Origin of the sequence: Flavobacterium sp. LC2016-01, from assembly GCF_009711135.1 — a bacterium.
Taxonomy (GTDB): Bacteria; Bacteroidota; Bacteroidia; order Flavobacteriales; family Flavobacteriaceae; genus Flavobacterium.
The window spans coordinates 246,782-270,933 of sequence record NZ_WMIC01000003.1 but is presented as its reverse complement, the minus strand read 5'-3'; the positions used below and the strand labels follow the sequence as shown (position 1 = coordinate 270,933).

The 24,152-nt window shown below is 32.9% G+C and carries 18 protein-coding genes and 7 tRNA genes; all 25 read left to right on the top strand.

Annotated features, from left to right (window positions below; translation table 11 throughout):
• The first annotated feature begins 24 nt into the window (after nucleotides 1-24).
• The gene (locus GKZ88_RS08210; RefSeq protein WP_155101893.1) at nucleotides 25-1,446 is read left to right on the top strand and encodes an RtcB family protein; all 1,422 of its coding nucleotides are present in this window, start codon (nucleotides 25-27) and stop codon (nucleotides 1,444-1,446) included.
• Between the two features lie 347 nt (nucleotides 1,447-1,793).
• Entirely contained in the window at nucleotides 1,794-2,591 is a 798-nt protein-coding gene (locus GKZ88_RS08205) for a TatD family hydrolase (RefSeq protein WP_155101892.1), read from the top strand.
• Nucleotides 2,592-2,671: 80 nt separating this feature from the next.
• Nucleotides 2,672-3,388, top strand: coding sequence for a DUF434 domain-containing protein (locus GKZ88_RS08200; RefSeq protein ID WP_155101891.1), 717 nt, complete (start codon nucleotides 2,672-2,674; stop codon nucleotides 3,386-3,388).
• Between the two features lie 3 nt (nucleotides 3,389-3,391).
• Nucleotides 3,392-4,078, top strand: coding sequence for a hypothetical protein (locus GKZ88_RS08195; protein ID WP_155101890.1), 687 nt, complete (start codon nucleotides 3,392-3,394; stop codon nucleotides 4,076-4,078).
• A 1-nt stretch (nucleotide 4,079) separates the two neighbouring features.
• Nucleotides 4,080-5,450: an SDR family oxidoreductase gene (locus tag GKZ88_RS08190; protein WP_155101889.1), complete on the top strand. Its 1,371-nt coding sequence runs from the start codon at nucleotides 4,080-4,082 to the stop codon at nucleotides 5,448-5,450.
• Between the two features lie 76 nt (nucleotides 5,451-5,526).
• Nucleotides 5,527-5,599: transfer RNA gene (locus tag GKZ88_RS08185), tRNA-Trp, on the top strand.
• Between the two features lie 127 nt (nucleotides 5,600-5,726).
• Nucleotides 5,727-5,800 (top strand) — tRNA-Ser (locus tag GKZ88_RS08180).
• Nucleotides 5,801-6,045: 245 nt separating this feature from the next.
• Entirely contained in the window at nucleotides 6,046-6,486 is a 441-nt protein-coding gene (locus GKZ88_RS08175) for a hypothetical protein (protein WP_155101888.1), read from the top strand.
• A 5-nt stretch (nucleotides 6,487-6,491) separates the two neighbouring features.
• Nucleotides 6,492-8,684: an ATP-dependent endonuclease gene (locus GKZ88_RS08170; protein WP_155101887.1), complete on the top strand. Its 2,193-nt coding sequence runs from the start codon at nucleotides 6,492-6,494 to the stop codon at nucleotides 8,682-8,684.
• Complete coding sequence (locus GKZ88_RS08165; protein ID WP_155101886.1) at nucleotides 8,666-10,792, top strand: UvrD-helicase domain-containing protein; 2,127 nt, start codon at nucleotides 8,666-8,668, stop codon at nucleotides 10,790-10,792. Before GKZ88_RS08170 ends, GKZ88_RS08165 begins: the two co-directional genes overlap by 19 nt.
• Before the next feature lie 932 nt (nucleotides 10,793-11,724).
• Nucleotides 11,725-11,798, top strand: a tRNA-Arg gene (locus GKZ88_RS08160).
• Between the two features lie 143 nt (nucleotides 11,799-11,941).
• Nucleotides 11,942-12,014, top strand: a tRNA-Pro gene (locus GKZ88_RS08155).
• A 5-nt stretch (nucleotides 12,015-12,019) separates the two neighbouring features.
• Nucleotides 12,020-12,103: transfer RNA gene (locus GKZ88_RS08150), tRNA-Tyr, on the top strand.
• Nucleotides 12,104-12,137: 34 nt separating this feature from the next.
• Nucleotides 12,138-12,211 (top strand) — tRNA-Leu (locus GKZ88_RS08145).
• A 59-nt stretch (nucleotides 12,212-12,270) separates the two neighbouring features.
• Nucleotides 12,271-12,840, top strand: a complete 570-nt coding sequence (locus GKZ88_RS08140; protein WP_155101885.1) for a hypothetical protein — start codon at nucleotides 12,271-12,273, stop codon at nucleotides 12,838-12,840.
• Between the two features lie 33 nt (nucleotides 12,841-12,873).
• Nucleotides 12,874-13,659: a hypothetical protein gene (locus tag GKZ88_RS08135; protein WP_155101884.1), complete on the top strand. Its 786-nt coding sequence runs from the start codon at nucleotides 12,874-12,876 to the stop codon at nucleotides 13,657-13,659.
• A 280-nt stretch (nucleotides 13,660-13,939) separates the two neighbouring features.
• Nucleotides 13,940-13,997: transfer RNA gene (locus tag GKZ88_RS08130), tRNA-Ser, on the top strand.
• Nucleotides 13,998-14,433: 436 nt separating this feature from the next.
• The gene (locus tag GKZ88_RS08125; protein ID WP_155101883.1) at nucleotides 14,434-15,531 is read left to right on the top strand and encodes a slipin family protein; all 1,098 of its coding nucleotides are present in this window, start codon (nucleotides 14,434-14,436) and stop codon (nucleotides 15,529-15,531) included.
• A gap of 321 nt (nucleotides 15,532-15,852) precedes the next feature.
• Nucleotides 15,853-16,290 (top strand): hypothetical protein, encoded by a 438-nt coding sequence (locus GKZ88_RS08120; RefSeq protein WP_155101882.1) that lies wholly within the window; start codon nucleotides 15,853-15,855, stop codon nucleotides 16,288-16,290.
• Between the two features lie 188 nt (nucleotides 16,291-16,478).
• Nucleotides 16,479-17,024, top strand: a complete 546-nt coding sequence (locus tag GKZ88_RS08115) for a 3'-5' exonuclease (protein WP_155101881.1) — start codon at nucleotides 16,479-16,481, stop codon at nucleotides 17,022-17,024.
• Between the two features lie 238 nt (nucleotides 17,025-17,262).
• Nucleotides 17,263-17,889, top strand: a complete 627-nt coding sequence (locus tag GKZ88_RS08110; protein WP_155101880.1) for a hypothetical protein — start codon at nucleotides 17,263-17,265, stop codon at nucleotides 17,887-17,889.
• 34 nt (nucleotides 17,890-17,923) lie between these two features.
• Nucleotides 17,924-19,054: an AAA family ATPase gene (locus GKZ88_RS08105; protein WP_155101879.1), complete on the top strand. Its 1,131-nt coding sequence runs from the start codon at nucleotides 17,924-17,926 to the stop codon at nucleotides 19,052-19,054.
• Between the two features lies 1 nt (nucleotide 19,055).
• Nucleotides 19,056-19,754, top strand: coding sequence for a hypothetical protein (locus GKZ88_RS08100; RefSeq protein ID WP_155101878.1), 699 nt, complete (start codon nucleotides 19,056-19,058; stop codon nucleotides 19,752-19,754).
• 7 nt (nucleotides 19,755-19,761) lie between these two features.
• Nucleotides 19,762-22,308, top strand: coding sequence for a ribosomal protein L7/L12 (locus tag GKZ88_RS08095; RefSeq protein WP_155101877.1), 2,547 nt, complete (start codon nucleotides 19,762-19,764; stop codon nucleotides 22,306-22,308).
• Nucleotides 22,298-24,100, top strand: coding sequence for a hypothetical protein (locus tag GKZ88_RS08090; RefSeq protein WP_155101876.1), 1,803 nt, complete (start codon nucleotides 22,298-22,300; stop codon nucleotides 24,098-24,100). Before GKZ88_RS08095 ends, GKZ88_RS08090 begins: the two co-directional genes overlap by 11 nt.
• The last annotated feature ends 52 nt before the right edge of the window (nucleotides 24,101-24,152 follow it).

Below are 24,152 nucleotides of genomic sequence, written 5' to 3'. Positions count from 1 at the left end.
TTGCTTATCAAAAAACAAAAAACAATGAACACACAAATAAACGGTACAGATATATTAGCTTTAGGATTTCCAGAAGGAAAAATAATCGGAATCGCCTTAAAAATAAACAGCAAAAGAAACGGATTTACAAGACACGAAATGATTGCTAATTTCAAAAAAGTCTTAGAAACTCCGAAAAACTATACAGACGATAAAATCTTCAGTAAACTCGCTGTTGCTTTAATCGAAAAATCGAATGAGAAACCAGAAGATTTCATCGCTTTAAATCAAAATCCGAATACATATTCGGCGTACGGTTTAGATCAAATCGAAGACGGCGCCAGAAAACAAATGGAAGTTGCTATGAAATTGCCGGTTACAGTTGCCGGAGCTTTAATGCCAGACGCGCACCAAGGTTACGGATTGCCAATTGGTGGTGTTTTAGCAACAAAAAACGCCATTATTCCGTATGGTGTTGGAGTTGATATTGGATGTAGAATGGCGTTATCGGTTTACGATATTTCTGAAGCTTTTTACTTCGAAAACGAAGCTAAATTCAAAAAAGAATTAATTGCCAATTCCATTTTTGGAGCGGGTCACGGATTTCACGGTCAGTACAAATCAGATCATGCGGTTTTGGAGAACGATACATTTAATATGAATCCGTTTGTGAAAAATCTGAAAGATAAAGCCTGGTCGCAATTAGGATCTTCAGGTGGTGGAAATCACTTTGTCGAATTCGGAATCATGGAATTTGCCCAAGACGATGTCGTTTTGAATATCCCAAAAGGAAAATATGTCGCTTTGTTAACGCATTCTGGTTCACGGGGAATGGGAGCAACCATTGCAGGACATTATACTAAAATAGCCAAAGACGAATGTAAACTTCCAGAAGTAGCGAGAAATTTAGCGTATTTGGATATGAACTCACAATTAGGTCAGGAATACTGGCTGGCGATGAATTTGGCAGGAGATTACGCTTCGGCTTGTCACGAGATTATCCATAACAAAATGGAACGCGCTCTGGGTGCCACAATTTTAGCCAAAGTTGAAAACCACCATAATTTCGCTTGGAAAGAAATCTGGAACGGCGAAGAGGTAATCGTGCATAGAAAAGGAGCAACTCCAGCCGGAAAAGGCGTTATGGGAATCATTCCGGGAAGTATGACCGCACCAGGATTTCTGGTGAGAGGAAAAGGCGAGGAGAACGCGATTAATTCGGCTTCACACGGAGCAGGAAGACAAATGAGCAGAACCCAAGCCATAAAAAACATCACACAAACCGAGATGAAATCGATCCTGAAAGATCATGGCGTTACGCTTATTGGCGCAGGTCTGGACGAAGCACCAATGGCGTATAAAGATATCCATCAGGTGATGGAAGCCCAACAGGACTTAGTGGATGTTGTGGCCAAATTCACTCCTAAACTGGTTAGAATGGCAGATGATGGAAGTCGTGAGGATTAGTGGTCAGTGATCAGTTTTTTAGTGATCAGTCGCAGTCACAGTTTTCAGTGTAGAGGCGCACAGCAGTGCGTCTAACACAATGTGAGTAAAGGTTTACTCTCATTTTATGTCATCCTGAGGAACGAAGGATCACACGAGAAACTCGACAAAGATTGGCGATTCTCTTTGACGAATATTGGATGTGATCCTTCGTCCCTCAGGATGACAAACTGTATGATTAATCAGTACTAAAAAGACTTACCGCCCTAGCACCTTAGTGGCAAAAAATAAATAATAATAAAGGTTCCAAAGAGAAAAAAAAAACTTAGCATCTCAGCATCTCAGAACCTTAGCAACTTTAAAAAAAAATGACATACATAGACATAGGAATTAATTTAACAAACAAACAATTCCAAAACGACATAGACGATGTCGTACAAGACGCGCTCGACGCCGATGTATCGCAAATGATTCTAACGGGAACAAGCGTGCGAAACAGCGAAGCTTCATTAGAAATCGCAAAACAATATCCGGGAATATTATATTCCACTGCCGGAATTCATCCGCATGATGCGAAGAGTTTTGATGCACAAAGCATTTCAAAACTACGAAACTTATTAAAGCAGAAACAAGTCGTTTCGGTTGGCGAATGCGGACTCGATTTTGATCGTGATTTTTCGCCCAGAAACAGACAGGAAGAATGTTATAAAGCCCAATTAGAATTGGCGATCGAAGTACAGAAACCGTTGTTTTTGCACGAAAGAAGCGCTTTTAATTCTTTTATGAATATCACCAAAGACTATTTACCGCAATTGCCAAAAGCCGTTGTGCATTGTTTTACGGGAACGTTGCAAGAAGCCAAAACCTATCTCGATAACGGATTTTATCTGGGTTTTACGGGAGCGATTTCAGATGCCAAACGTTTCAGTCCTTTAAAAGAAGTCATTCAGTACGTACCGCTTGACCGCATGATGATTGAAACCGATGCGCCATTTATGCTTCCTAAAAATGTCCCGAACAGTCTTTTGAAAAAATACCACGAACGTCGTTGCGAACCTGCTTTTCTGCCGTATGTTGCTGGAACAATTGCACAGTTTAAAGGAATTACTTTAGATAAAGTGGCAGAGGAAACGAGTAGGAATTCTAAAGGCTTTTTTGGTATTTAGGTTTGTTTTCCTAACAGGTTTCTAAAATCTGTTAGGTATAATAGTATTCAAAAACGTAATATGTTTTATAAATTAGCAAAATGACGAATCTTAAAAACAGAGGAAAAGAAGCAAGTGACGATACTTTATTCGGAACGGAAAAAATACAGTTGAAACTCAAGGAAGCTGTAACAGATTTGTCTTATTTCCTAACTAGAGGTTATGGCGAAAAAGCGACATTAGCTTTAGTCGGGAACCGTTATCGTTTAAATTCCCGTCAGCAACAAGCAGTTCGTGGAATGAGCGCTTCTCAAAGTCAGATTGAAAATCGAAAAGCAAAAGAAATTCAGAGTCAGGATTTAGAAGGCAAAGAAATTGCTGTAGATGGTTTTAATGCTTTGATTTTATTAGAAAGCATTTTGTCTAACGCTTATGTTTTTAGAGGACAAGATGGTTTTATTCGTGATTTGTCCAGTGTTCACGGAACTTATAAAAGAGTAAAACAAACATCTCATGCAATAGAAATGATGGCTGATTTTTACAAAAAAGAAAAAATAAAAACCATTTATTGGCTGTTTGATAAACCAGTTTCAAATAGTGGCAGACTGAAAAAACTGATTGAAGAAATAGCTTCAGAAAATCAATATGATTGGCAAGTTGAACTGGTCTATAATCCTGACAAAGTAATTGCTGAAAGTAATTTTATAGCTGTCAGTTCTGATGCATGGATTTTAGATCATTCAAATGCTAATTTTAACCTGATGAAATACGTTTTACAGCAATTGAATATAAATGAGACCATAATTACTTGTGAATAAAAAATGAAACCAAATCTCTTTTTCAATCAAATAAAAGCTATAATTCCTGATCTTAATTCAGAATGGAAAGAGAAATATGCTTTGTTTTTAGCTGATGAAAATTTGAATCTTTTTTCTGAAAACCTAATTTCATTTCATTCGCAGAAATCTGATATTATAAGAATGCCTTATTTTCAGGAAGAAATTATAGTTTCCTTGCAAGATGCCGTTTCCCATTTTGAATCTGTTTTGAAAGATTTTGAAAACAATTCAGATCAACTAAAATCGAATTTGATTCATTCGCTTGAAAATGTACCTTTCGAAATTATTTTGCTTATTTTAGGACAACGCCTAACATCGGCAAGCAGACGTGATGAAACAGGAATTCCACCTTTACGTGAAATTCTTTTAGAAAGCTGTTTTAAACCTTTCAACAAAGAAATTTCAATTGCTGTAAGAGCATGGGAAAAACATGTTGGAAGAAAAAAAGACAGCATTTTTGGAGAAATCAAAGGAAATGCAATTCAGAAAAAAGAAAATGTTGAAAAACTGATTCATTACATTATAAATCATAAAACATGGTGGAATATTTTCTATCATTACAAACATGGTTTAGTTTACGAGGTAAGAGTGCAAAACGGCCAAGGACTAAGATGGTCAGCAGATGGAAAACAATTTATAGGATTTTTAGAAGATTTTTTAGAAGAATAAAATGGAAACAGAAAACAAATATACTTTTAGCAATGAAGATTGGGAACGCTGTATAAAGGTTTTACAAGCTTTGAAAGACGACCCGTTTGAAAATCCGGATAACAATTTATTCGCGGGTTTGATAACGAAGATTCATAAAAATGCCAAAAAGAATCTGCGTAGTGTAAGTTATTCTTCAAAGAAAAAAGAAGATCTTCAAGTAAGTCTGAATGCTGCATTGGTTTCAAAAGCTATAAATGGAGAAACTTTATTTGCAGAAAAAGAAAATCCCGATGATCAACAGTTTACCGAATTAAATCTGCCTAAAAATTGTTATGCCTGCAATAGTTCCTATAAGTTGGCACATAGTTTTTACACAAGACTTTGTCCTGAATGTGCTGAAGAAAATTATGAAAAGCGTTTTCAAAATATCAATTTAAAAGGCCGAAATGTTATTTTAACCGGCGGACGTGTAAAAGTAGGTTTTGCAACGGCTTTAAAGTTATTGCGAAATCAAGCAAATGTAGTGCTTACAACTCGATTTCCTGCGCTTGCTTTGGAACAATTCAAAAAGGAAGATGACTATCAGGAATGGGAAAATAATCTAATTATTTATGGTTTGGATTTAAGAAATTTAAATGCCATTAATGAGTTTATATCGTTTTATAAATCCAAATTTGACACTTTGGATATTTTAATAAACAACGCGGCGCAGACTATCAAATATCCAGATGAATATTATCTGCCTTTGATTAAAAAAGAAGAAAATTTGCTTAGTCAGTTTTCATCAGATAAAAAATTGTTTGCCAATAAAACTCAAGTCGCAGCAGAAATAAAAGCTTTAGAATATGGTTTTGAAGAACAGACAGAAGTTGCACTTTCTCGTTTTGGCCAGCCTGTTGACAACAGAGACAAAACAAGCTGGAATTCGACTTTAGAAGAAATCAGTATGTATGAATTAGTTGAAGTAAATTTAATTAATCAGATTGCACCTTATTTTTTGATAAAAGAATTAAAGCCTTTGTTTTTAAATTCAGGATTTAATGAACGATTCATAGTAAATGTTACATCGTCTGAAGGAATTTTTAGCTACACAAACAAAACGATTTTTCATCCGCATACGAATATGACAAAAGCGGCGCTGAACATGATGACACTCACTTCGGCCAAAGAATTTGCAGAAGATTCGATTTATATGACTAGTGTTGATGTTGGATGGATTTCGACGGGAGCAAAAGAAAGTCTACGGAAAAAGCAGTTTGAAGAAGGATATATTCCGCCACTGGATTCTGTAGATGGAGCGAGCAGAATTTTTGATCCAATAATGCAAGGTATCAAAGGAAAAAGTATATTTGGGGTCTTGTTGAAAAACTACAAAGTTTCTAATTGGTAAAAATTAGGATAGAAGTTTAAGTGGAAAAATATTCCTCCACAGGAAAAGTTTTGGGTTCGAGTCCCAACTATCCACTAGGGTGTTAGCTCAATTGGAAGAGCGTTCCCCGCCACTGGGAAAGGTACAGGTTCGAGTCCAGGTGCACCCTTTTTTTTCTAAGTTCAAAGGACAGAGGAACAAAGGTTTTTATTTTTACTGTTGATTTTATGAGAAAGCAAAAAAGAAAACTTTGAGACTTCTAGTCTTTGTGGCAAATTCAAATAAACTTACAATCCAAAGGTGTTAGCTCAATTGGAAGAGCAGCTGTTTGCTAAACAGAAGGATGCAGGTTCGAGCCCTTGCACACCTTTCTTTTAATCACAATAAAAATCGCGAGCCTGGCTTTAAAATCTGTTAGGTATTTATTTGTTAGCTTTTAAATCAGGGGTTTGTACTTGGTTTGAAGGCTTTTTGTTTGTATATATTTGAAGATTAGCAATGCCATAGATAATTATCGAGATTGCGGAAAACCGTAAAGTAATTAATGAAATCTTATGCAACTTTGAAGAAATAGTTGTTTTTGAGATTATAAATATTAAAATAAAATTGAATAAGTATGGCAATTTATGGAGCAGGCTCAAACTGGAGTGGACAAGAACTTAAAGATGATTTTTTTCTTAATAATAATTATGTTATTGGATGGGATATAAAAGATGCTAACGACCTGTATAGTATGATTTCAACATTTAAAGTTGGAGATATTATTTATTTAAAAGCAAATAGACCAGGTTCATTTGATATTAGAGTTAAAGGAATTGGATTTGTTAAAAGTTCTCTACTTGATGTTTTATTCGAAAAAGGAGAAAATTTATCAAAAGTGCGAAATAATTTTGAGTTACCAGTTGAGTGGATAGTAAAAGATGAGTTTTATATAAATATCCCTCATGCGATTGGTAAATTGACTAATATTCGCGCTGCTACTCTTTATGAAGAATATTTGCCATACGTTCAAAATGAAGTATTGAACAAAATACTAATTAGACTTAAACAGCTTTAATACAGATGAAAATAGAACAAATACAAATTAAAAATTATCGTCTATTAAAAGACTTTAAACTTGATTTAGAAGAATCTTTATCTCTGATTTTAGGAAAAAATAATACAGGGAAAACATCCATATTATCATGTTTGGATAAGTTTATTAATAATTCTGATAATAGGAAAATCCAAGCAGAAGATTTTAATAATATTTATAAGGATTATATAAAAAATATTATTGAATCAACAGATTTAATTGATGAGAAAGAATTTAATAAACAAATATATGGTCTAACATTAAGACTTATTATTTCTTATGGTGAAAATGACTCCTTAGCAAATATTGGTGATTTAATGAGGGACCTTGAATTGGAAAATAACAAAATTGTTTTGGGCTATGATTATTCAATGCACTATGATAAGTATTTAGAGTTTAAAAAAGAATTTAGAGATTTTAAAATTAATGAAGAGGCTAAAAAAAATAGACCAGATTATAAAGTAAAAGATTTTGATTATTTTTTTAAAAAAAATATAGCTAAATATTTCAAAATAAGATGGAAATCTCTGCTATACGATTACGCTAATAATTTAATAATTGAAGAAAATTTCATTGATTTAGAAAAAAATAATATTAAATCGAACTTGAAAAATATTATTAGTTTTAAATACATAAGTGCAAAAAGAGATGTAACTAATAAAGAAAATGAAAAGACACTTTCTGGTCAAACTTCTATGATTTATGAAACTTCTGAAAAAAATGATGAAGATGAAATCAAAATAGAAAAATTTAAAGAAGCAATTGAAAAAACAGATGATGAATTAAGTACAGTTTATGAGGGATTATTCAGTGATATAATTGATAAAATAAGTCAATTTGGAGGGATGAAAAAGGATGAATCCAAGATTAAAATTATTTCTACCTTACAAAGTAAAGAATTATTAAAGGGCAATACTACTGTTATTTATGACCATGAAGCAACTATTTTTCCAGAACATTATAATGGTTTAGGATACATGAATTTGTTGAGTATGATTTTTGAAATTGAAATACTTATTAATGAATTTAAAAGAAGTAAAGACGAAAAACCTGCAGATATTAATTTATTGTTTATAGAAGAACCAGAGGCGCATACGCATCCTCAAATGCAGTATGTTTTTATTAAAAACATTACTAATCTTCTGGATAAGGGAATTGAAATAAAACAAAAAGACAAAAAATCAACTTACCAATTATTTCAATATGTCATAAGTACTCACTCTTCACACATAGTCTCAAATTGTGATAATTTTGATGCTATTAAATATTTAAAGAAAGAAAGTGTAGGTAATGTCAAATCTAAAAATTTAAAAGATTTAGAGAAAGAATATAAGGCAGAAGATATTGAAGGCAAAAAGCATTATAAATTTTTAAAACAATACTTAACATTAAATAGAGCAGAGCTTTTCTTTGCAGACAAAGCTATTTTTATTGAAGGCGATACTGAAAGAATCTTGCTTCCCGCGATGATGAAGAAAATTGATTTAGAAGAGAATTTAGAAGAAAATGAACTTCCAATTCAGTCTCAAAATATTTCAATTGTTGAGGTTGGAGCTTACTCTTCAGTTTTTGAAAATTTTATAGATTTTATAGGAATTAAGTCAATTGTCATTACTGACATTGATAGTTATTACGAGGAACAAGCAAAAAATAAAAAAGATGGAAAATTAAAATTCAAGGACGATCTAGTAACTCCTATTATGGAAGTTATAAAATGTTCTGGGAATGATTCAAAAGCTAATAAAACATCCAATACTTCATTGCATTACTTTTTTAGTAAAACAGAAAATGATTTAGATTTTTTTAAAAAATTAAATTTTGATTCAAAAAGAATAGCAAAAAATGAACACAGAAATTGGGAACTTAGTAAGTCAGGTAATTTACTAATTATATATCAAACGGAAGAATCCGGTTATCATGCTAGAAGCTTTGAAGATTCATTTTTTCATGTTAATTATAAATTTATATGTGATAACATAAAAAATTGGAACAATTTAAGAGATAAGTGGTTAAAAGAGTTTAAAGAAAATAAGAAAGTTTTTGAATTAGCCGAAAAAGGGGTTATAAAAAAACCTTCATTAGCAATGGAAATACTCTTAAATAGTGAAAATAGTAATTATAGTTGTTGGAAGATACCAAACTATATAAAAGAAGGATTATTATGGTTGAGGAAAGATTAGAGATAACTGAAAAAGAAGTTTTATCTATATTGAGTTTTATTGATAATGGAAATAATTTTCTTTTGAGCGGTGGAGCAGGAAGTGGAAAAACTTATTCGTTGGTTAGTGTAATTAGGCAAGTTATTCGAGAAAATCCGACTAGCAAAGTAGCCTGCATGACATATACAAATTCTGCTGTTAAAGAAATTGAAGAACGAGTAAATCATAAAAATTTATTTGTTAGTACAATTCACGATTTTCTTTGGAATTGCATTAGTAATTTTCAGGAAGAATTGAAGAGAACTTTATTTGACTTGGCAAAAGATACTGAATCTAATATAGCTGTAGAGAATTTTAATTACACTGAAATTGAAGAAAAAGGAATACGCTATCAAGAGAATAGAAAATTATCAGATGGGATAATCTCTCATGACGAGTTATTAATTATCGCAGAAAAAATGTTTTCTTCTCATAAGAAACTTTCCGATATAGTTCAAGATAAATTTAAGTTTATTTTTATTGATGAGTATCAAGATACAGATGAAAAAGTGATACAAATATTTTTACTTCACTTTAAAAAATCTTCTAAAAAATCTATTATTGGATTTTTTGGAGATAGTATGCAATCCATTTATGATAAAGGAATTGAAAATTTAGATTTATATAAAGGAGATAAAGGAGATCAAGTAAGAGAAGTTCAAAAAAAACAAAATAGGAGAAATCCTCGATTAATTTTTGATTTAGCTAATAAATTAAGATCTGATTTAACTCAAGAACCTTCCAAAGATAAGAGTGCTCCAAATATGGATTCAGAAGGTAAGGTAAAAGAAGGAAGGAGACTGTTTTTATTTGGAAAAGAAGATGTTGAAAGGGATAAAATCAAAGACTATCTTTTCTCTCAGGAAAAATGGGATTTTGATAATACTAAAGAAACTAAGGTTTTGAATTTAACACACAATTTAATTGCAGATGAAGTTGGTTTTCGAAATTTAATGGAAATCTATGATAAAGATCCCATAATTTCGTTAAAAAAAGATATAGTTGAGAAAATTAAACTGAATCGTATTGTTATAGATGATAATAAAACCTTTGATGAAATAGTTGACGAAATGAATCTTCAAGCTCAGTCTTATTTATTAGATGAAATAAAGTTAGATGAAAATGCTATAAATAATTATAATAAAATCAAAGATTTACCAAAAGAAGATATTAATGATTTATTATTTACTGATAATTTTCTAAATGAGTTAAAAGATAAAGTTGTAAAACAAACGAAAATACCTAAAAAAAGATTGCATGAATTTGAAACAATTGATGATTTTGTAACTGAGTTAAATTTTATAACTAAAATTTCAAAAAAGACTAAAATCATATCAAATAATGTTAATTCGAAATTATATGACAGTATAAAAGACCTGAAATTTTCTGAGGTTAAAAAAATCTATTTAGATAAGGATATGCTTATTGATGATAAAAAGCAATCTCAGGATAGTGAGAACAAAAAGGGATCAAAAAGAGATAATTTAATCAAGCATTTATTTAAGATTCAAAATGTGTTGTACAATTACGAAAGTAAAAACTATAACGAAGTAATTAGAGTTTTAAAGAAAAATGGAAAAGCCATCGATAGTGTTAAAAAGAAAGTTGAATTAAATGGAAATATTCAACAATTATTAAAAGATGAAGGTTTAACAATTGAACAAGTAATCCAAAAAGCTAATGATTTAGGTATCGTTTCAAAGGATGATGATAAATTGACAAAATACATTGTAGAAAAAGAATATATTTATAATCGCGTTAAAGAAGTTTCATTTCAAGAATTTATTAGTTTATATAAGTATTTAGAAGGGTTTACTCCTTTTTCAACTCAGCATAAAACAAAAGGTGCTGAATTTAATAATGTTTTAGTATTACTGGATAATGGAAAATGGAATGATTACAATTTCGAATATCTTTTTACAGATAGTGTAAAAAGTCAATCTGTATTAAAGAGAACGCAAAAAATATTTTATGTTTGTTGTACTCGTGCTAAAGAAAATCTTGCTGTTTATTATAGTAATCCAAATGAGAATGTACTCAAAAAAGCAAACGAGTGGTTTGGAGAAAAAAATATCAAAGAGATCAAATAATTGAAATTAAAAGTAAACTATATTTTTTATAAAGTTTTCTCTTTGTAAAGTCCAAACATTTTATGAGCAATCAAGATCATATAACTAGATTCTTATCTGTTTCAATAAAAGTTTGTTTGTTATAATTTTGTTTAATCTTGCTATTATTTGTTAAATTAATCCAAAAATAACTACATTTGCACCCATAATAAAAAACAAAAAATACATATGATACTTTCAGTAAAACAAAATTTTGAACGCTTAGCAGGAGATTTTCCGGCTAAAAGCTCAGGATGCTATATGTATTTTTATGAAATTGAAATGTAAAATTTAGAGTTCAACTCAACATAAAATATAAAAGCGTCCTTAGTTCGGGACGCTTTTTTTGTTTTATAATAGTTTGCGAGTGTTTCGACTTCGCTCAACATGACAAAAAAAGCGCTCAGTGTGACAAAAAGATGTTTAAAAATGATAGAAAATCAAACCATAACTAAAAATAATTAAAAAAATAATTGACCAAATGTTTAATGCATAAACCAAATAGCGAAATATAATCTTGAAAAGTAATCTGATGAGAGACAGTCATTTGATACAAAAAGGAATCTGCACCAGTTTGCGGACAGGAATTTCTTTGTTTTAATTTTATGTGTAACTAATTGATAGTCAGAAAAATAATCTTAAAAAAGATTTGGATAATTGATTTTTTCGACTTTATCTTTGCCGAAGAAAATCTGAAAACAGAAATTCAAATAACAATAACAATTTCAAAATATAATACAACATATAAAATGGCCTTACATAACAACATATATAACAAACAACTGCTAAACCCGAGTTTCGATCTTGGACGTTTAACAACACAGGTGCATCAATACAGGCAATAGGATAGTCGTATCCCGTTGAATTTATAAAGCACCTTTAATCGGGTGCTTTTTTTATGCCCAAAAAATACTGATTTTGTAGCTCAGTTGGATAGAGCGTCTGCCTACGAAGCAGAGGGTCGAAGGTTCAAATCCTTCCAAAATCACTCGTTCTCTAGAAGGAACTGGCTCTTTTTTAAGGTGCTGAGGTTCTGAGATGCTAAGGTGCTGAGGTTTGTAGGGACAGAGTTGTAAAGGTTTAAAAATCTTAGTCCCTCAGAACCTTAGAATCTTAGAACCTTTAAAAAAACTGGGAAGATAACGATTGGCTGTTTACCTGCTTTGGATGCAGGAGGTTGCAGGTTCGAGTCCTGTTTCCCAGACAAATGGAAATACGCTAACGCTGGAGAGTTAGGTCGGTCTGTAAAACCGTTGTCTTTTGACTGAGTAGGTTCGAATCCTACTATTTCCACAAATTTCAGGTCGAAACCTGAGGTTAATTAAATGCAGGAATGGCGCAATTGGTAGACGCGGCTGACTTAGAATCAGTTTTTTGAGAGTTCGAGTCTCTCTTCCTGTACAAATAAAAGAATTGATTTTGTTTAAACTCAATTCTGGTTGAATTAAAAACATTAAGAAATGAAAAAGATAAGCACATTATTCGCTAAAGATCCAAACAATTTAGCGAGAGTAGTAAATAAGTTAAATGCAGAAAATGCATGGGTAATGAACGGTGAAGCGATTGCAACCAGAAAATTTGATGGTACATCGGTAGCTATTATTGACGGAGAATTATTCAAACGATTCGATGCCAAAAAAGGACGTTCGATTCCAGCGAATGCGATTCCATGTCAGGAAGCTGATTTAATTACGGGGCATCATCCACATTGGGTAAAATGTGATCGCACAAAATCGGAGGATAAACATTTCTTTGAAGGTTTTGATAGTTTAGAATTGAAAATAGATGGAACATACGAATTATGCGGACCAAAAGTTCAAGGAAATCCTGAAAACTTAGAAAAGCATACTTTAGTTAAACACGGTTCTGAAGTAATTGATTCTTTAAGTTTTGATTTTGATGATTTGAAAATTTTCTTATCAGAAAATGATATTGAAGGAATTGTTTTCCATCATATTTCAGACGAAAGAATGTGCAAATTAAGAAAATCTGATTTTGGAATTAAACGCCTAAAACTAGAAGTTGTTTAAAAGTAAATACAAGTAACACTAAAATTAAATACGATGAAACAAAAATACAACCGAATAGCCCTTGTTGGAATTGAACAGGAAGAATATGATAGCATAAAAGCTCAGTATTCAGGACATATTATCTGGCATCAATCGATACCGAAAATTGTAGTAAAAGATGAGGTTCTCTATATGGAAAAATCGAATGGAATTGGAATGTTACCTGTAGATAAAGTGGTCTATTACGGAATTTATGACAATGACTTTGATTTTATTGCAGGTCTTGCGATCTGGAATGGCGATTGTTATCCAAAGGCTTCTGCGATGCTGGACTGCCGTTTTAAGATTCCTTGTCTGGTAAAAGCTTTATCGCTTTCAAAATTTAGTGCTCCACGCGGATTTATTAGCGCGGGCGCTTCTGTCAACACAACTGAAGATACGATTGCAAAATGGGGAAATTGGCATTGCGGTGAGAATAAACATCGTTTTAATGGAGAATGGGAGAGCGAATTTACCGCAACCATTGAACCTTATTTTGAAGGCGATGCCGTTCGTATTATGATGATTGGTGATACGTATTGGCAAATAAAACTGGAAGGTGACGATTGGTTAAAATCAATTCATCCTGATAATGCCAATTTTATGCCTGTTGATCAGGATTTATTAGAAGACACGCTTTACATTAAAAATGCTTTGCAGATGGACATGATTGGAAATGATTATATCGTCGCAAAAGATGGTTCTAAATATTTATTAGAAGTAAATCATATTCCGAATATAACCCGATTTGAAGAGGTTAGACAAGTCTATTTATCGACGGTAATAGAATGGATCAATTAAAAAAAATACACTGCGCAGAATAACTGCGCAGTGGTTTTGAAATCTTTGTTCAAGAAATAAAACAAGTTCTTTTATAAACTGAAATACATCAAAGTTTAGGCTTTGATTAAAAATATCAAACAAGTCCAGTTGCGTGTTTCTGTATAGCACCATTGTAGAGAACTTTCCGCGAAAGCGAATTATGTTTTTCTATGCAACTTGGTTTGGAGGTTTTTGATTGTTTTCCAAAAAATGATCTCCATCTATGTGTCATGGGTTCGACTCCCATTTGCAGCAATGCAATAGCTCAGTTGGTAGAGCAATAGAAGTCAACGCAGGTTCGAATCCTGCACCGATTAATTTCGGTTGGATGAGCGGCTAATCAACTACAGGCTTACAATCTGTAATTCCAGAGCGCATCACTCTTTAAAAGATGTACCAGGAAAAAAACTGATTTGTCTTTGTCAGTGAAATTAGGATTCTAGAATCTGAACCTTCACACTCACGATAAAGCCAGTGCGAAAAGCAACGTTTTTTGAAATACCTGCTTTCTTTCCGATTTGATTGTTAAGATGATTTGGGGATCATCTCAATAAAATAGAATCGCAAACAATTCGGGTAAACAAATTACAAACTCTTCATCCGTTTTTCTCGGAGGAGAAAGGCAAGGAAGTTTTTTTATTTAGAAGAAAGAAAATAGAGAAAAGAAAATAGAGAATAGAAAATAGAACAAAGATTTTCGGCTGTTTCAAACTTGAAACTTGAAACAAAGAAAACTTGAAACAAAAAAATATTATGATTAAGAGAATCAAAATCGAAGCATACCAAGTGGGTTTGCTTTTCGAAAACAGAAAATTAGTAAAAGTATTACAAGAAGGTTTGCACTGGGTTTTTGGAAACAAAAATGCATTGATTTATGATCTGAATGGGGTCTTTAATGCACCTTTCGAATTGAATATTTTATTGCAGAATGAAGTTTTGGCCTCAATGTTAGACGTTGTTGAGGTTGCCGATAACGAGATTGTTTTGCATTTTATAAACGGAAATTTTAAAGGAACGCTGACTTCAGGAAGACATCCTTTCTGGAAAGGAATTGTGAAAAACGAATTCAAAAAAGCAGATCTGTCTAAAATTGAAATCACAGAAGATGTTCCTGTAAACTTATTAGAGCATAATCAATTAAAGTATTTTGTTCGAAAATTTATTGTAGCAAGTAATGACAAAGCATTGCTGTTTGTGAACGGAACTTTTGTAAAAGAGTTGAAATCTGGAACGCATTACTTTTGGAATAACGCGATTACAATCGAAGTTAAAACGGTTGATACAAGACAACAGCAACTAGAAATTTCTGGACAGGAATTGTTGACTAAAGATAAAGCAGGATTGAGAATCAACTTTTTTGTGAGATACCAAGTTGTTGATATTATGAAAGCTTTGGTCGAAAACAAAGATTTTGAAAAACAGTTGTATGTTGCCATGCAATTGGCTCTAAGAGCTTTTGTAGGCGGATTGACTTTAGATGAATTATTGAGCAAAAAAGATGCTATTGCAGAAGCTATTTTAGAAGAAGCAAAAAGTAAAATCAAAGATTTGGGTTTGAATATTTCTGATGCCGGAATAAGAGATGTAATTCTTCCAGGCGATATGAAAGAAATCATGAATCAGGTTTTGGTTGCCGAGAAAAAAGCGCAGGCCAACAGCATTATGAGAAGAGAAGAAACTGCTGCAACAAGAAGTTTGCTAAACACAGCAAAACTGATGGAAGAAAACGAAATGTTGTGGAAGCTGAAAGAGATGGAATACGTTGAAAAAATCGCAGATAAAATTGGTGAAATCACCATTTCTGGAGGTGGAAACGTAATTGGTCAATTGAAAGAAATCTTCGTAAAATAGAGAAAAGCCATCAATGGAAACGCTGATGGTTTTAGTTTAACAATAAAAATTTAAGGATGAATCAAGAAATAGGATTTGCGTGTGACCAGCATTTTGGTTGTACAACTATAGTTGAGTGTGGTGAGTTTCCGTTTGCCTCGAGTAAAGGAAATCATTTAGAACTCATTAACGAATGGAATGAAAAGGTAAGATTGAGAGAAACTTATATCATTTAGGAGATACTTCTCCCGAAAAGCATTGGCATTTTAAGCTTTGCAGATATTGGTTTCCCAGAAGTCTTACGATTTCCAGAGGTTCCCAAGAATTGCAAAGAAAAATACCATGAACAACAATACATTAAAACAATATAAAAACGCAATTAGAAAAAAATACGAGATAGAAAAAGAAGGCAAATACTTTGATTATTTGTACAAACCTTCTCGTGGAAAACTTCGTGATTTTTGCTGGCTTATTTTCGAAAACAATCCAACGAAGGATGATTTGAATGTTTTCAGTAATCTATTGGGTTTAGATTTCGATCATACCAAAAAAAATAAGTTTAAGGAAACGAAAGATAAGTTTAGACCTATCGAGACTTTCTTTAAAGGAGAAACAGATCCATCAAATATTGATGCTATAAATATGGCGGCGATTTTGGTTGATTTTGAGCCTCGTCCTTTCAAAAAGTTTTACGAAAATTCTAAAACAAAAAAGGAAAAGCAAGAGAAAAAGTCTAAGAAAAGAAGTTTTTTTCTAGATTTTAAAAGCATGTTTTTCTAAGTCTTTTACCACAGAGGCGTTAAGGCAGAAAGCTTTTTAGCCACAGATTATAAGACTAGATGGATTATAAAAAAATCTGCTTAAATCTGCTCAATCTGCGTGAAACTAATCTTAGAGGTTCTTTGCGTAAAATCTTAGTGCCTCTAGCGGTTAAAAAAATTAAACACAATTATTAAAAATTAAAAAAAATGAAAACTACAGATAAAATTATTATTATCGATTTAGAAGCCACATGCTGGCAAAGCGCGGTCCCGCAGGGCCAGGAAAATGAAATCATTGAAATAGGTTTGGCGGTTTTAGATACAGAAACGGGAGAAATTACAAAGAATCAGGGAATTTTGATAAAACCCCAGCGTTCGAACGTGAGTCCGTTTTGTACAGAACTGACAACCATTACTCAAGATTTATTGGATAAAAATGGCGTTCTTTTTGAAGAAGCTGTTAATCAGTTAATCGACAATTACAATCCCGATTTATATACGTGGGCAAGTTACGGTCAGTACGATTTAAATATGCTGAAAAAGCAATGTAAATCATTTGGAATTCCGTATCCGATGGGAGAAGAACATATTAATGTGAAAACTCATTTTGCTGAAAAGTTTGGTCTGCAAAAACCAACTGGAATGAATGGTGCTTTGCAAATGCTGAATATTCCGCTTGAAGGAACCCATCACCGCGGCATTGACGATGCTAAAAACATCGCTAAGATTTTGCATTGGTGTCTTAAAAATTAGAATTTAATTTGTTGATTACAATTGTCAAAAAGCATTGTTGATAGCTCTGGAAGGAAACTGCAGTTATTTATAGCTGTAGTTTTACTTTTTTGTTAAAAACAATTGCAAAAGCTAAAAGTAATATTTGAACAAAGGTTCAGATTTAATAATATATTTGTTCGTGTACAATTTTTCGTATGAGACGGAGAATTATTCACTTTAAAGAATAGTCCGATTTAAAAAGGCATAATTTAATAAGATGGAGAAAATAAAAACGCCTTTTTTGGATACCATTTATCATCTCAGAACCATAGAACAGGTTATTTTGTATGATAAGCTAATTACAATTGCTCAAACGGAGGAAACGGAAGCTGCTTTGTTTCTGGAAACAGAATATGAAAAAGAAGTTTTAGAATACCCGGGAATAGCGCCTAATTTTAATTCAGGAGCTGCTTTATGGGCGGCCAGAATGGTATATTTAGCTACACAACTCTTATTGCATAGAGAACATAAAATGAAAGATGTAAAGGAACTTTTATCTTTTTATATTGGTGCAGTGGACGCTTCGGCTATTATTTCGGCAGATCTCTGTCTTCGTTTTTTGCCTCAGATTATTGCGGAAATTAGGAAAATAGATCCGGAAGATTTGGTCATAGATATTTTAGAAAAACATTTAATCCAATTTCATTATTCGGCCATTGGATCTGATCTGGATACGGAAAACATAAATTTTGATGCAGTTGCGGCAAATGATTGCTTGCTGCAGCTTTATATTGACCGAATCGTACAAAGAAAATCTATAAAATGGGCCCAATCTGATTTTATAAAAAAACAACTGGAGATAGGTTTTGGAGATTATCAAAAACTTTTCTGGGCACAACTTTAAAACATTTAAAAGAATAAAAAATAGAAGTAAAGTAATGAATCCTACAACTAAATTAAATGCCGTTTTAAAACATATCAAGGAAACTTTTGTTGGAAAAAATGAAATCATCGATCTGTTAGGAATTGGACTGCTTGCACGAGAAAATGCTTTTTTGCTTGGACCTCCAGGAACTGCAAAAAGTGCAATTGTCAGATCGCTTTCTAAAGGAATCGATGGTGATAAAAATTTCGAATATTTGTTAACCCGTTTTACCGAACCTAATGAGATCTTTGGACCTTTTGATATTCGAAAACTGAAAGAAGGAGAATTGATTACCAATACTGACGGAATGATGCCCGAAGCTTCGATGGTTTTTCTGGATGAGATTTTTAATGCCAATTCGGCTATCTTGAATAGTTTGCTTATGGCACTTAACGAAAAAATCTTTCGTCGCGGTAAGGAAACTAAAAAATTGCCGGCATTGATGTTTGTTGGCGCGAGTAACCTTATGCCAGAAGACGAATCGCTAAATGCTTTGCTTGACCGTTTCCTGATTCGTATAAAATGTGATTACGTAGAACCGGATTTACTGCATCAGGTATTGCTTGCCGGTTGGAAACTGGAAAGTTCTGTGACTGAAGAAGTGCCGACAATTTCGGCCGATGAGGTTCGCGAATTGCAAAAGCTTTGCCGTCAGGTAGATTTGAGCGCGACACGAAACGAATATGTGGATATTATCCATAGCCTTCGAAATACCGGAATAAAAGTCTCTGACCGACGTGCGGTAAAGCTTCAGAATCTTATTGCTGCAAGTGCACTAATGTGCGGAAGAAAAGAATCGATTGTATCAGATTTCTGGGTTTTAAAATATATTTGGGATAACGAAGAGCAAATTGAAATTCTGGAAGGAATCATTAATAAAATTATCGAAAAAGATACTTCTACAGAAGCGCATCCTCAAGCGATGTACAATAAAACGCCGGATGCTGAAAGCGTGATGAAAGAAGTAAATTATCTAATTGAAAAATGGCAGGATGAAAGCCTTTCTTTTGAAGAACAAAATGTGATCAAAGATAAATTAAGATATATGCAAACCCGTTGCGACTGGATCAAAGACGCAGAAAAGAAAAAATACATTCAGGAACATATAGAATCTTTGTGGCAAAAAATTCTGCAAACTATTTAATATGTACTTTCTAGAAATTAATAAAGAACATAAAGATTTTCTGGGAGCAGTGCGCCATTGGGAAAATCTGAAAATAGCTTTTGAAATCAATACAATCTGGATAAAAGAATTCTCAGCCGAGCAAATAAACTCTTCTGAGATTCTTCAAATTCCGTATGCCAAAATATACGAGTTAAAAGAAAATTTATTGTTTGAAAAAGGAAAACAGCTGCCGGCCAAAAAACTGCCTTCGGGTTTGCTATGGTCGCCGGTTTTGAGAGGTTTACCCGTTTCATTGCCCAATTTCAATCATAACTTTTTTGGTATAGATCAGACACTTGATATTGCATTAAAACAATCAGAAGATGTCAAAGAAGCATATGCTTTACTTGCACAATATCAGGAATTGAAAGCATATATTGAATCAGCACCAAAATTTCGACTTGAACCTTTACAATGGGTTGTAATCAATAACAAAGCATTGATTATTGGAAAGCCTTTATTGCCGTTGAAAGGAGATACCTATTGGTTAAAAAATGATTTTCTAGTGCCTTCAGGATATGATTTTGAATGGCCTGTTTTGACACAAACACTTAAGGATAAATTAAATCCTTTTGATAAAAACCTAATACTCTGGAATAAGGATAACAGTTATTCGTCTATTCCCAAACAAAATATTAAACCACTATCAATTAGTTCATTTCGCTTAACTTTTTCATAAAATAAAAATGGAATTTCAAAGATACTTTCAATCATTCACAGACTATTTTTGGGAATGGGAAAATCAAATATTTTCTCCAGATAGTGTATTTGAGACTATCACAATTCCGAATGGGCAAACTATCGGTTATGAGAAATTTGTATTTGAAATTTTAGAAGCGCTTTCTGATACTAATTTTCCACCATTCGGAACTCTTTTATTAGCCATTACAGCCACTAATCATGATAGCGAAGAAACCATTGACAGAATTCAGAATTGGGCACAAGACAAAGAAATAATCAAATCTTTTCCTATAGAACATTCGTTTAGATTAGGTGCAAGTATTGGTTTTATGAGACAACTTTCGGCTTTGCCTGATGAATACAAGATGGGCGAGAAAAGACTGAAAATGTTTCAAACTATTTTTGACGGATGTCATAACAGAATTTCTTCCGAAAAAGCAAAAAAGATTCTGGACGAATACAAAGATTATAGGCATCATTTGGTGCGTGCAGGCGTAAAAGATCCTTTTAATGATGCCAATTTTATAAAAGATTTCAGAACATTGGCTCTGCTTAAAAAGAGATTTCCAACAGTGCAGTCGATTTTGTATGCCATGGAGGATAATCCGCATGAGGATTTAAAGGATAAGCTGAAAGAGGAAATTTTAGAAGAGGAAAACCTTAGTGATACAGCCACTTTTGTCGAGCAGCTTATAAATGATGATCGTACCTTTCACGTAGGAAGTCTTATCAAACGGCTTTGGTCGGGACTTCATATCCCGTTGCACCACAATCATCCGAGTGAACAGCCTTTGGGAGGAATCTCGGATTTGACAAACAAAGGTGATTTTGACAAATTGGTCATTTCTGAATTTGCTTACGATGATGATGTTTTTATGTCCAGAATTGCTAACAACGAAGCACTTTACATTCAAAGAGAAGTACCGCCGGAAGCAGATAAATTCGAACGTATTTTGATTATCGACAGCTCATTAAAAAATTGGGGAAATCCTAAGATTCTGTCTTTTGCTTCGGCGATCGCGATTGCAAGACATCCTAAAACCGACATTAAATGCAGAGTTTTTATAGCAGGTCAGGATTTTAAGGAAGTTCCGTTAGATAACGTTCATGATGTAATTCAGGCCTTGAGTGAACTTAGCGGCAAACTGGATTGTTCGCAAGGACTTGAATCATTTTTTCGGCAAAATAAAATCAGCAGTAAAAATCAGGAAGTATTTCTTTTTTCTGCAGAAGATAGTTTGAAACTGGCATCAATGAAAAATGTGATAAGTACTTATTACACTGAGATTAAGTATGTTTTTGAAACGGAGATGGAAGGCATCAAAGTTTATAAAAATCAGAACAAAGGGAGAAAAATGCTGCAGCATATTATAATGCCGCTAGATGAACTGTGGAAAAAAGAAAAAGGAGATTTGCCGCGTCGTAACTATTCAGAAACAGACTTAGATAATATTCCGCTTTTGTTTCCGGTAGAAAGAAGTTATCAGAATATCTTTTATTATGGTTCTGATTTTTATACGTATTTGAATGGAAATTTATTCTGGTTTGTTAGTAATGAGTTCAACAAAGGGTTTAAAAAAGTAGCTTCAAATCTTCCTTTCGACAAAGGAGAGTTTGCTATAAAAACCAATGGCAAAGGCGAGAGATTTCTGTTGTGTTACGTAAGCGATTCGACTCCAAAAATTAGTATTTATAATATTGATAAACAGGAGTTAAAGAGTAATGCGGTTTCTAATGAAGATTTTAATGATTTAAAGGTTAATGTGTTTGGACATAAGAGTGAGTTTTATTTAACTGATGGTGCAAGCTATTGGCGTGTCGATGATGATTTAATAAAAATGAAGTCTGAGTTCAGTAATTTGATTAATGATGCTTTTTCGACCTATAGCATAAAACAAAATTCTTTTGTTAGAGATTTTATGAACAGTAAATTCAAATACAGCGTCATAAAAAAACTAAAAGGAATGTCAATTGTAAATAATCATATCGAAATCAATGGGTTTAACTTCACTCACTTAGAATTTTCTAAAACAAGTTACTATAATCCTAACGATTTGAGACAAGAAACCATACGATTTGATGAAAAGGTAAATCTTATTTTGAAAAATAAAGGAGGAGCATCAACTATTGATCTTGTTCATATCATAAAACAGAATACAGATAAATCTTTAGTTGAATGTAAAAGTGTTGTAGATGATGAGCTTGGCATTATTTTAAACAATGTAACAAGACAGGAAGCCGAAAATTTAAAGAGAATAATTGAAAGAGCTAGTGCAGTTTGTTACATTGAAACCTTGTTTTTTGAATCTCCAGACGGAAGCAGAGTAACCAATAAGGACGGGATTTTAATATTTGAAAGCGGTAAAGAGGAAATTCCTAAATTTTATATTCCTTTCATTGCAAACGGAAGAACCATTATGGCTTCAGAAAGTGAATATTCCGGTAATGATTATTTTATAACAGATTCTTTTCTGGAAAATATAAAAGAAAAAGACTTTCTGGAAAAATATGTAGATCCATTTATACAAAATGTAAGACAGCATGGAACTTAAACTTAGAATAAATTCTAAAAACACATTTCCCAAAGGAGGTGTCTTTATAAAAAGTGGATTGCCAAAAGTATGGCTTCAGGAAATTCAGAATATTGGATTAGCGTTCCATTTGGTCAAAGCTTTTCCAGTTCCAGGAGCAAATGCAAACGAGCTATTTGGATGTTTATTGGTTTTGGATCAGAATAGCATTAAAGCAGATCGTATTGGAAGGAATTATTTCTGTCAATTGATAGAAAACAAATTATTTATTCCCGAAAATACAATTGTGACCCCTCAGCTAACAAAGGCTGAGTGGCACAATTTGTTTTCAGAGCATTATCATTTCATGCATCCGGATATTGGATTGGTAGAATTAAAAGAAGAAGTTTCGTGGATCGATTTACTAGAAGCACCAGTTTTTAAAGAAATTGATATAATCGAACCTTCAAAAACAGTTCATATTCCGCAATATATAGCATCATTGCGTTACGAAGCAAATACGGAAGATATTCTGGAAGCGCTAGAAAAACCATTTTCACAAGAAGATATGCCCGATGAATTGCCATTTGATATGGAGGAGTTAATGAAAGGGAATCAAAAGGAAATGGATAAGTTTTTGGCGTTTCTTGATGAAAACCCTGAAATGGCTTTAAAACTGGCTATTCCTCTGGATACATTAGGAACTGCAAGAGGAGGATTTGATGGAAAATTTTCTTTTGAAGGAAATGGTTCTGGATTCTCTGGCGGTGGTTCTTTTTCAGGAGGAAGAAGAAATACAATAAATGAATCTGGATTTGATGGCAAGCCTTTTATAATTGTCTTTAAGATAATTTTTGTGCTGGTTATGCTGTTTAATCTTAAAAGTTGTGATTTCACTAATACTAATGTCGGAACCAATTCATCTCTTGCTTTGATTGTTATTGTGTTTGCAATTGGTTTAATAATCGCACTAGCGCTTATTAATAATAGTTCTTCCAGTTCTTCTGGGAGTTATTCGCCACCACGTCAGCCATCGGCATCAGGAGGAGGTTCGGCCTTGATAGATTCTGAGCGTTTTGCCACTATACAAAATCGATATGAAAAAATGGCCACGGAATTTAAAGAAAGAAAAGATTATACAAAGGCGGCGCATGTGTATATGAAACTGCTCAAAAATCATTATAAAGCAGCTGATGTTCTTGAGGAAGGTGAGTTGTTCAGCGAAGCTGCGGCTGTTCATCTTAAATATTGCAATAACAAAAACAAAGCAGCTGAGTGTTACGAAAAAGGACATGTTTATAAGCAAGCGATTGAACTATATCGCGAACTTAATCAAGATGAGAAAGTTGGCGATTTGTATACCATTCTAAAAGACAAACTAGAGGCTGACAAGTATTATGGTAAAGTAATAGAGGGGTATAAAACGAATAACCAATATGTGAAAGCGTCATTTATTTACAAAGATAAAATCAGAAATGTAAACGCAGCACAAGAAGTACTGCTGACAGGCTGGAAAAGCAATAAAGATGCGTTTAATTGCCTGAATAACTATTTTGTAAATATAGAATCGACAGAGAAATTATCGGGGGCTATAACTTCAATTTATGAAACAGAGGTGTCGGCAGAAAATTCTGAGCTGTTTTTGCAGGCCATGAAACATGAGTATAAGAAACATGAGAATTTAGAAGAACTCACTAAAAACATTGCTTACGAAATCGTGGCTGACAAGATTAGTGTTAAACCTGACATCGCATCAGAATTGATTGCTTTTAATGAAAACAATAAATCGATGCTTAAGGATATTATGAAGTATAAACTAAAAGCAAGAAAATAAAAAAAGGCTGTCTAAATAAAGACAGCCTTTTCCTTTGGTTAATTATTTTGGA

What these genes read in the sequence shown, in the direction of transcription:
- GKZ88_RS08210 (WP_155101893.1), top strand. Translation starts at nt 25, where the DNA reads ATGAACACACAAATAAACGGTACAGATATATTAGCTTTAGGATTTCCA.
- GKZ88_RS08205 (WP_155101892.1), top strand. Translation starts at nt 1,794, where the DNA reads ATGACATACATAGACATAGGAATTAATTTAACAAACAAACAATTCCAA.
- GKZ88_RS08200 (WP_155101891.1), top strand. Translation starts at nt 2,672, where the DNA reads ATGACGAATCTTAAAAACAGAGGAAAAGAAGCAAGTGACGATACTTTA.
- GKZ88_RS08195 (WP_155101890.1), top strand. Translation starts at nt 3,392, where the DNA reads ATGAAACCAAATCTCTTTTTCAATCAAATAAAAGCTATAATTCCTGAT.
- GKZ88_RS08190 (WP_155101889.1), top strand. Translation starts at nt 4,080, where the DNA reads ATGGAAACAGAAAACAAATATACTTTTAGCAATGAAGATTGGGAACGC.
- GKZ88_RS08175 (WP_155101888.1), top strand. Translation starts at nt 6,046, where the DNA reads ATGGCAATTTATGGAGCAGGCTCAAACTGGAGTGGACAAGAACTTAAA.
- GKZ88_RS08170 (WP_155101887.1), top strand. Translation starts at nt 6,492, where the DNA reads ATGAAAATAGAACAAATACAAATTAAAAATTATCGTCTATTAAAAGAC.
- GKZ88_RS08165 (WP_155101886.1), top strand. Translation starts at nt 8,666, where the DNA reads ATGGTTGAGGAAAGATTAGAGATAACTGAAAAAGAAGTTTTATCTATA.
- GKZ88_RS08140 (WP_155101885.1), top strand. Translation starts at nt 12,271, where the DNA reads ATGAAAAAGATAAGCACATTATTCGCTAAAGATCCAAACAATTTAGCG.
- GKZ88_RS08135 (WP_155101884.1), top strand. Translation starts at nt 12,874, where the DNA reads ATGAAACAAAAATACAACCGAATAGCCCTTGTTGGAATTGAACAGGAA.
- GKZ88_RS08125 (WP_155101883.1), top strand. Translation starts at nt 14,434, where the DNA reads ATGATTAAGAGAATCAAAATCGAAGCATACCAAGTGGGTTTGCTTTTC.
- GKZ88_RS08120 (WP_155101882.1), top strand. Translation starts at nt 15,853, where the DNA reads ATGAACAACAATACATTAAAACAATATAAAAACGCAATTAGAAAAAAA.
- GKZ88_RS08115 (WP_155101881.1), top strand. Translation starts at nt 16,479, where the DNA reads ATGAAAACTACAGATAAAATTATTATTATCGATTTAGAAGCCACATGC.
- GKZ88_RS08110 (WP_155101880.1), top strand. Translation starts at nt 17,263, where the DNA reads ATGGAGAAAATAAAAACGCCTTTTTTGGATACCATTTATCATCTCAGA.
- GKZ88_RS08105 (WP_155101879.1), top strand. Translation starts at nt 17,924, where the DNA reads ATGAATCCTACAACTAAATTAAATGCCGTTTTAAAACATATCAAGGAA.
- GKZ88_RS08100 (WP_155101878.1), top strand. Translation starts at nt 19,056, where the DNA reads ATGTACTTTCTAGAAATTAATAAAGAACATAAAGATTTTCTGGGAGCA.
- GKZ88_RS08095 (WP_155101877.1), top strand. Translation starts at nt 19,762, where the DNA reads ATGGAATTTCAAAGATACTTTCAATCATTCACAGACTATTTTTGGGAA.
- GKZ88_RS08090 (WP_155101876.1), top strand. Translation starts at nt 22,298, where the DNA reads ATGGAACTTAAACTTAGAATAAATTCTAAAAACACATTTCCCAAAGGA.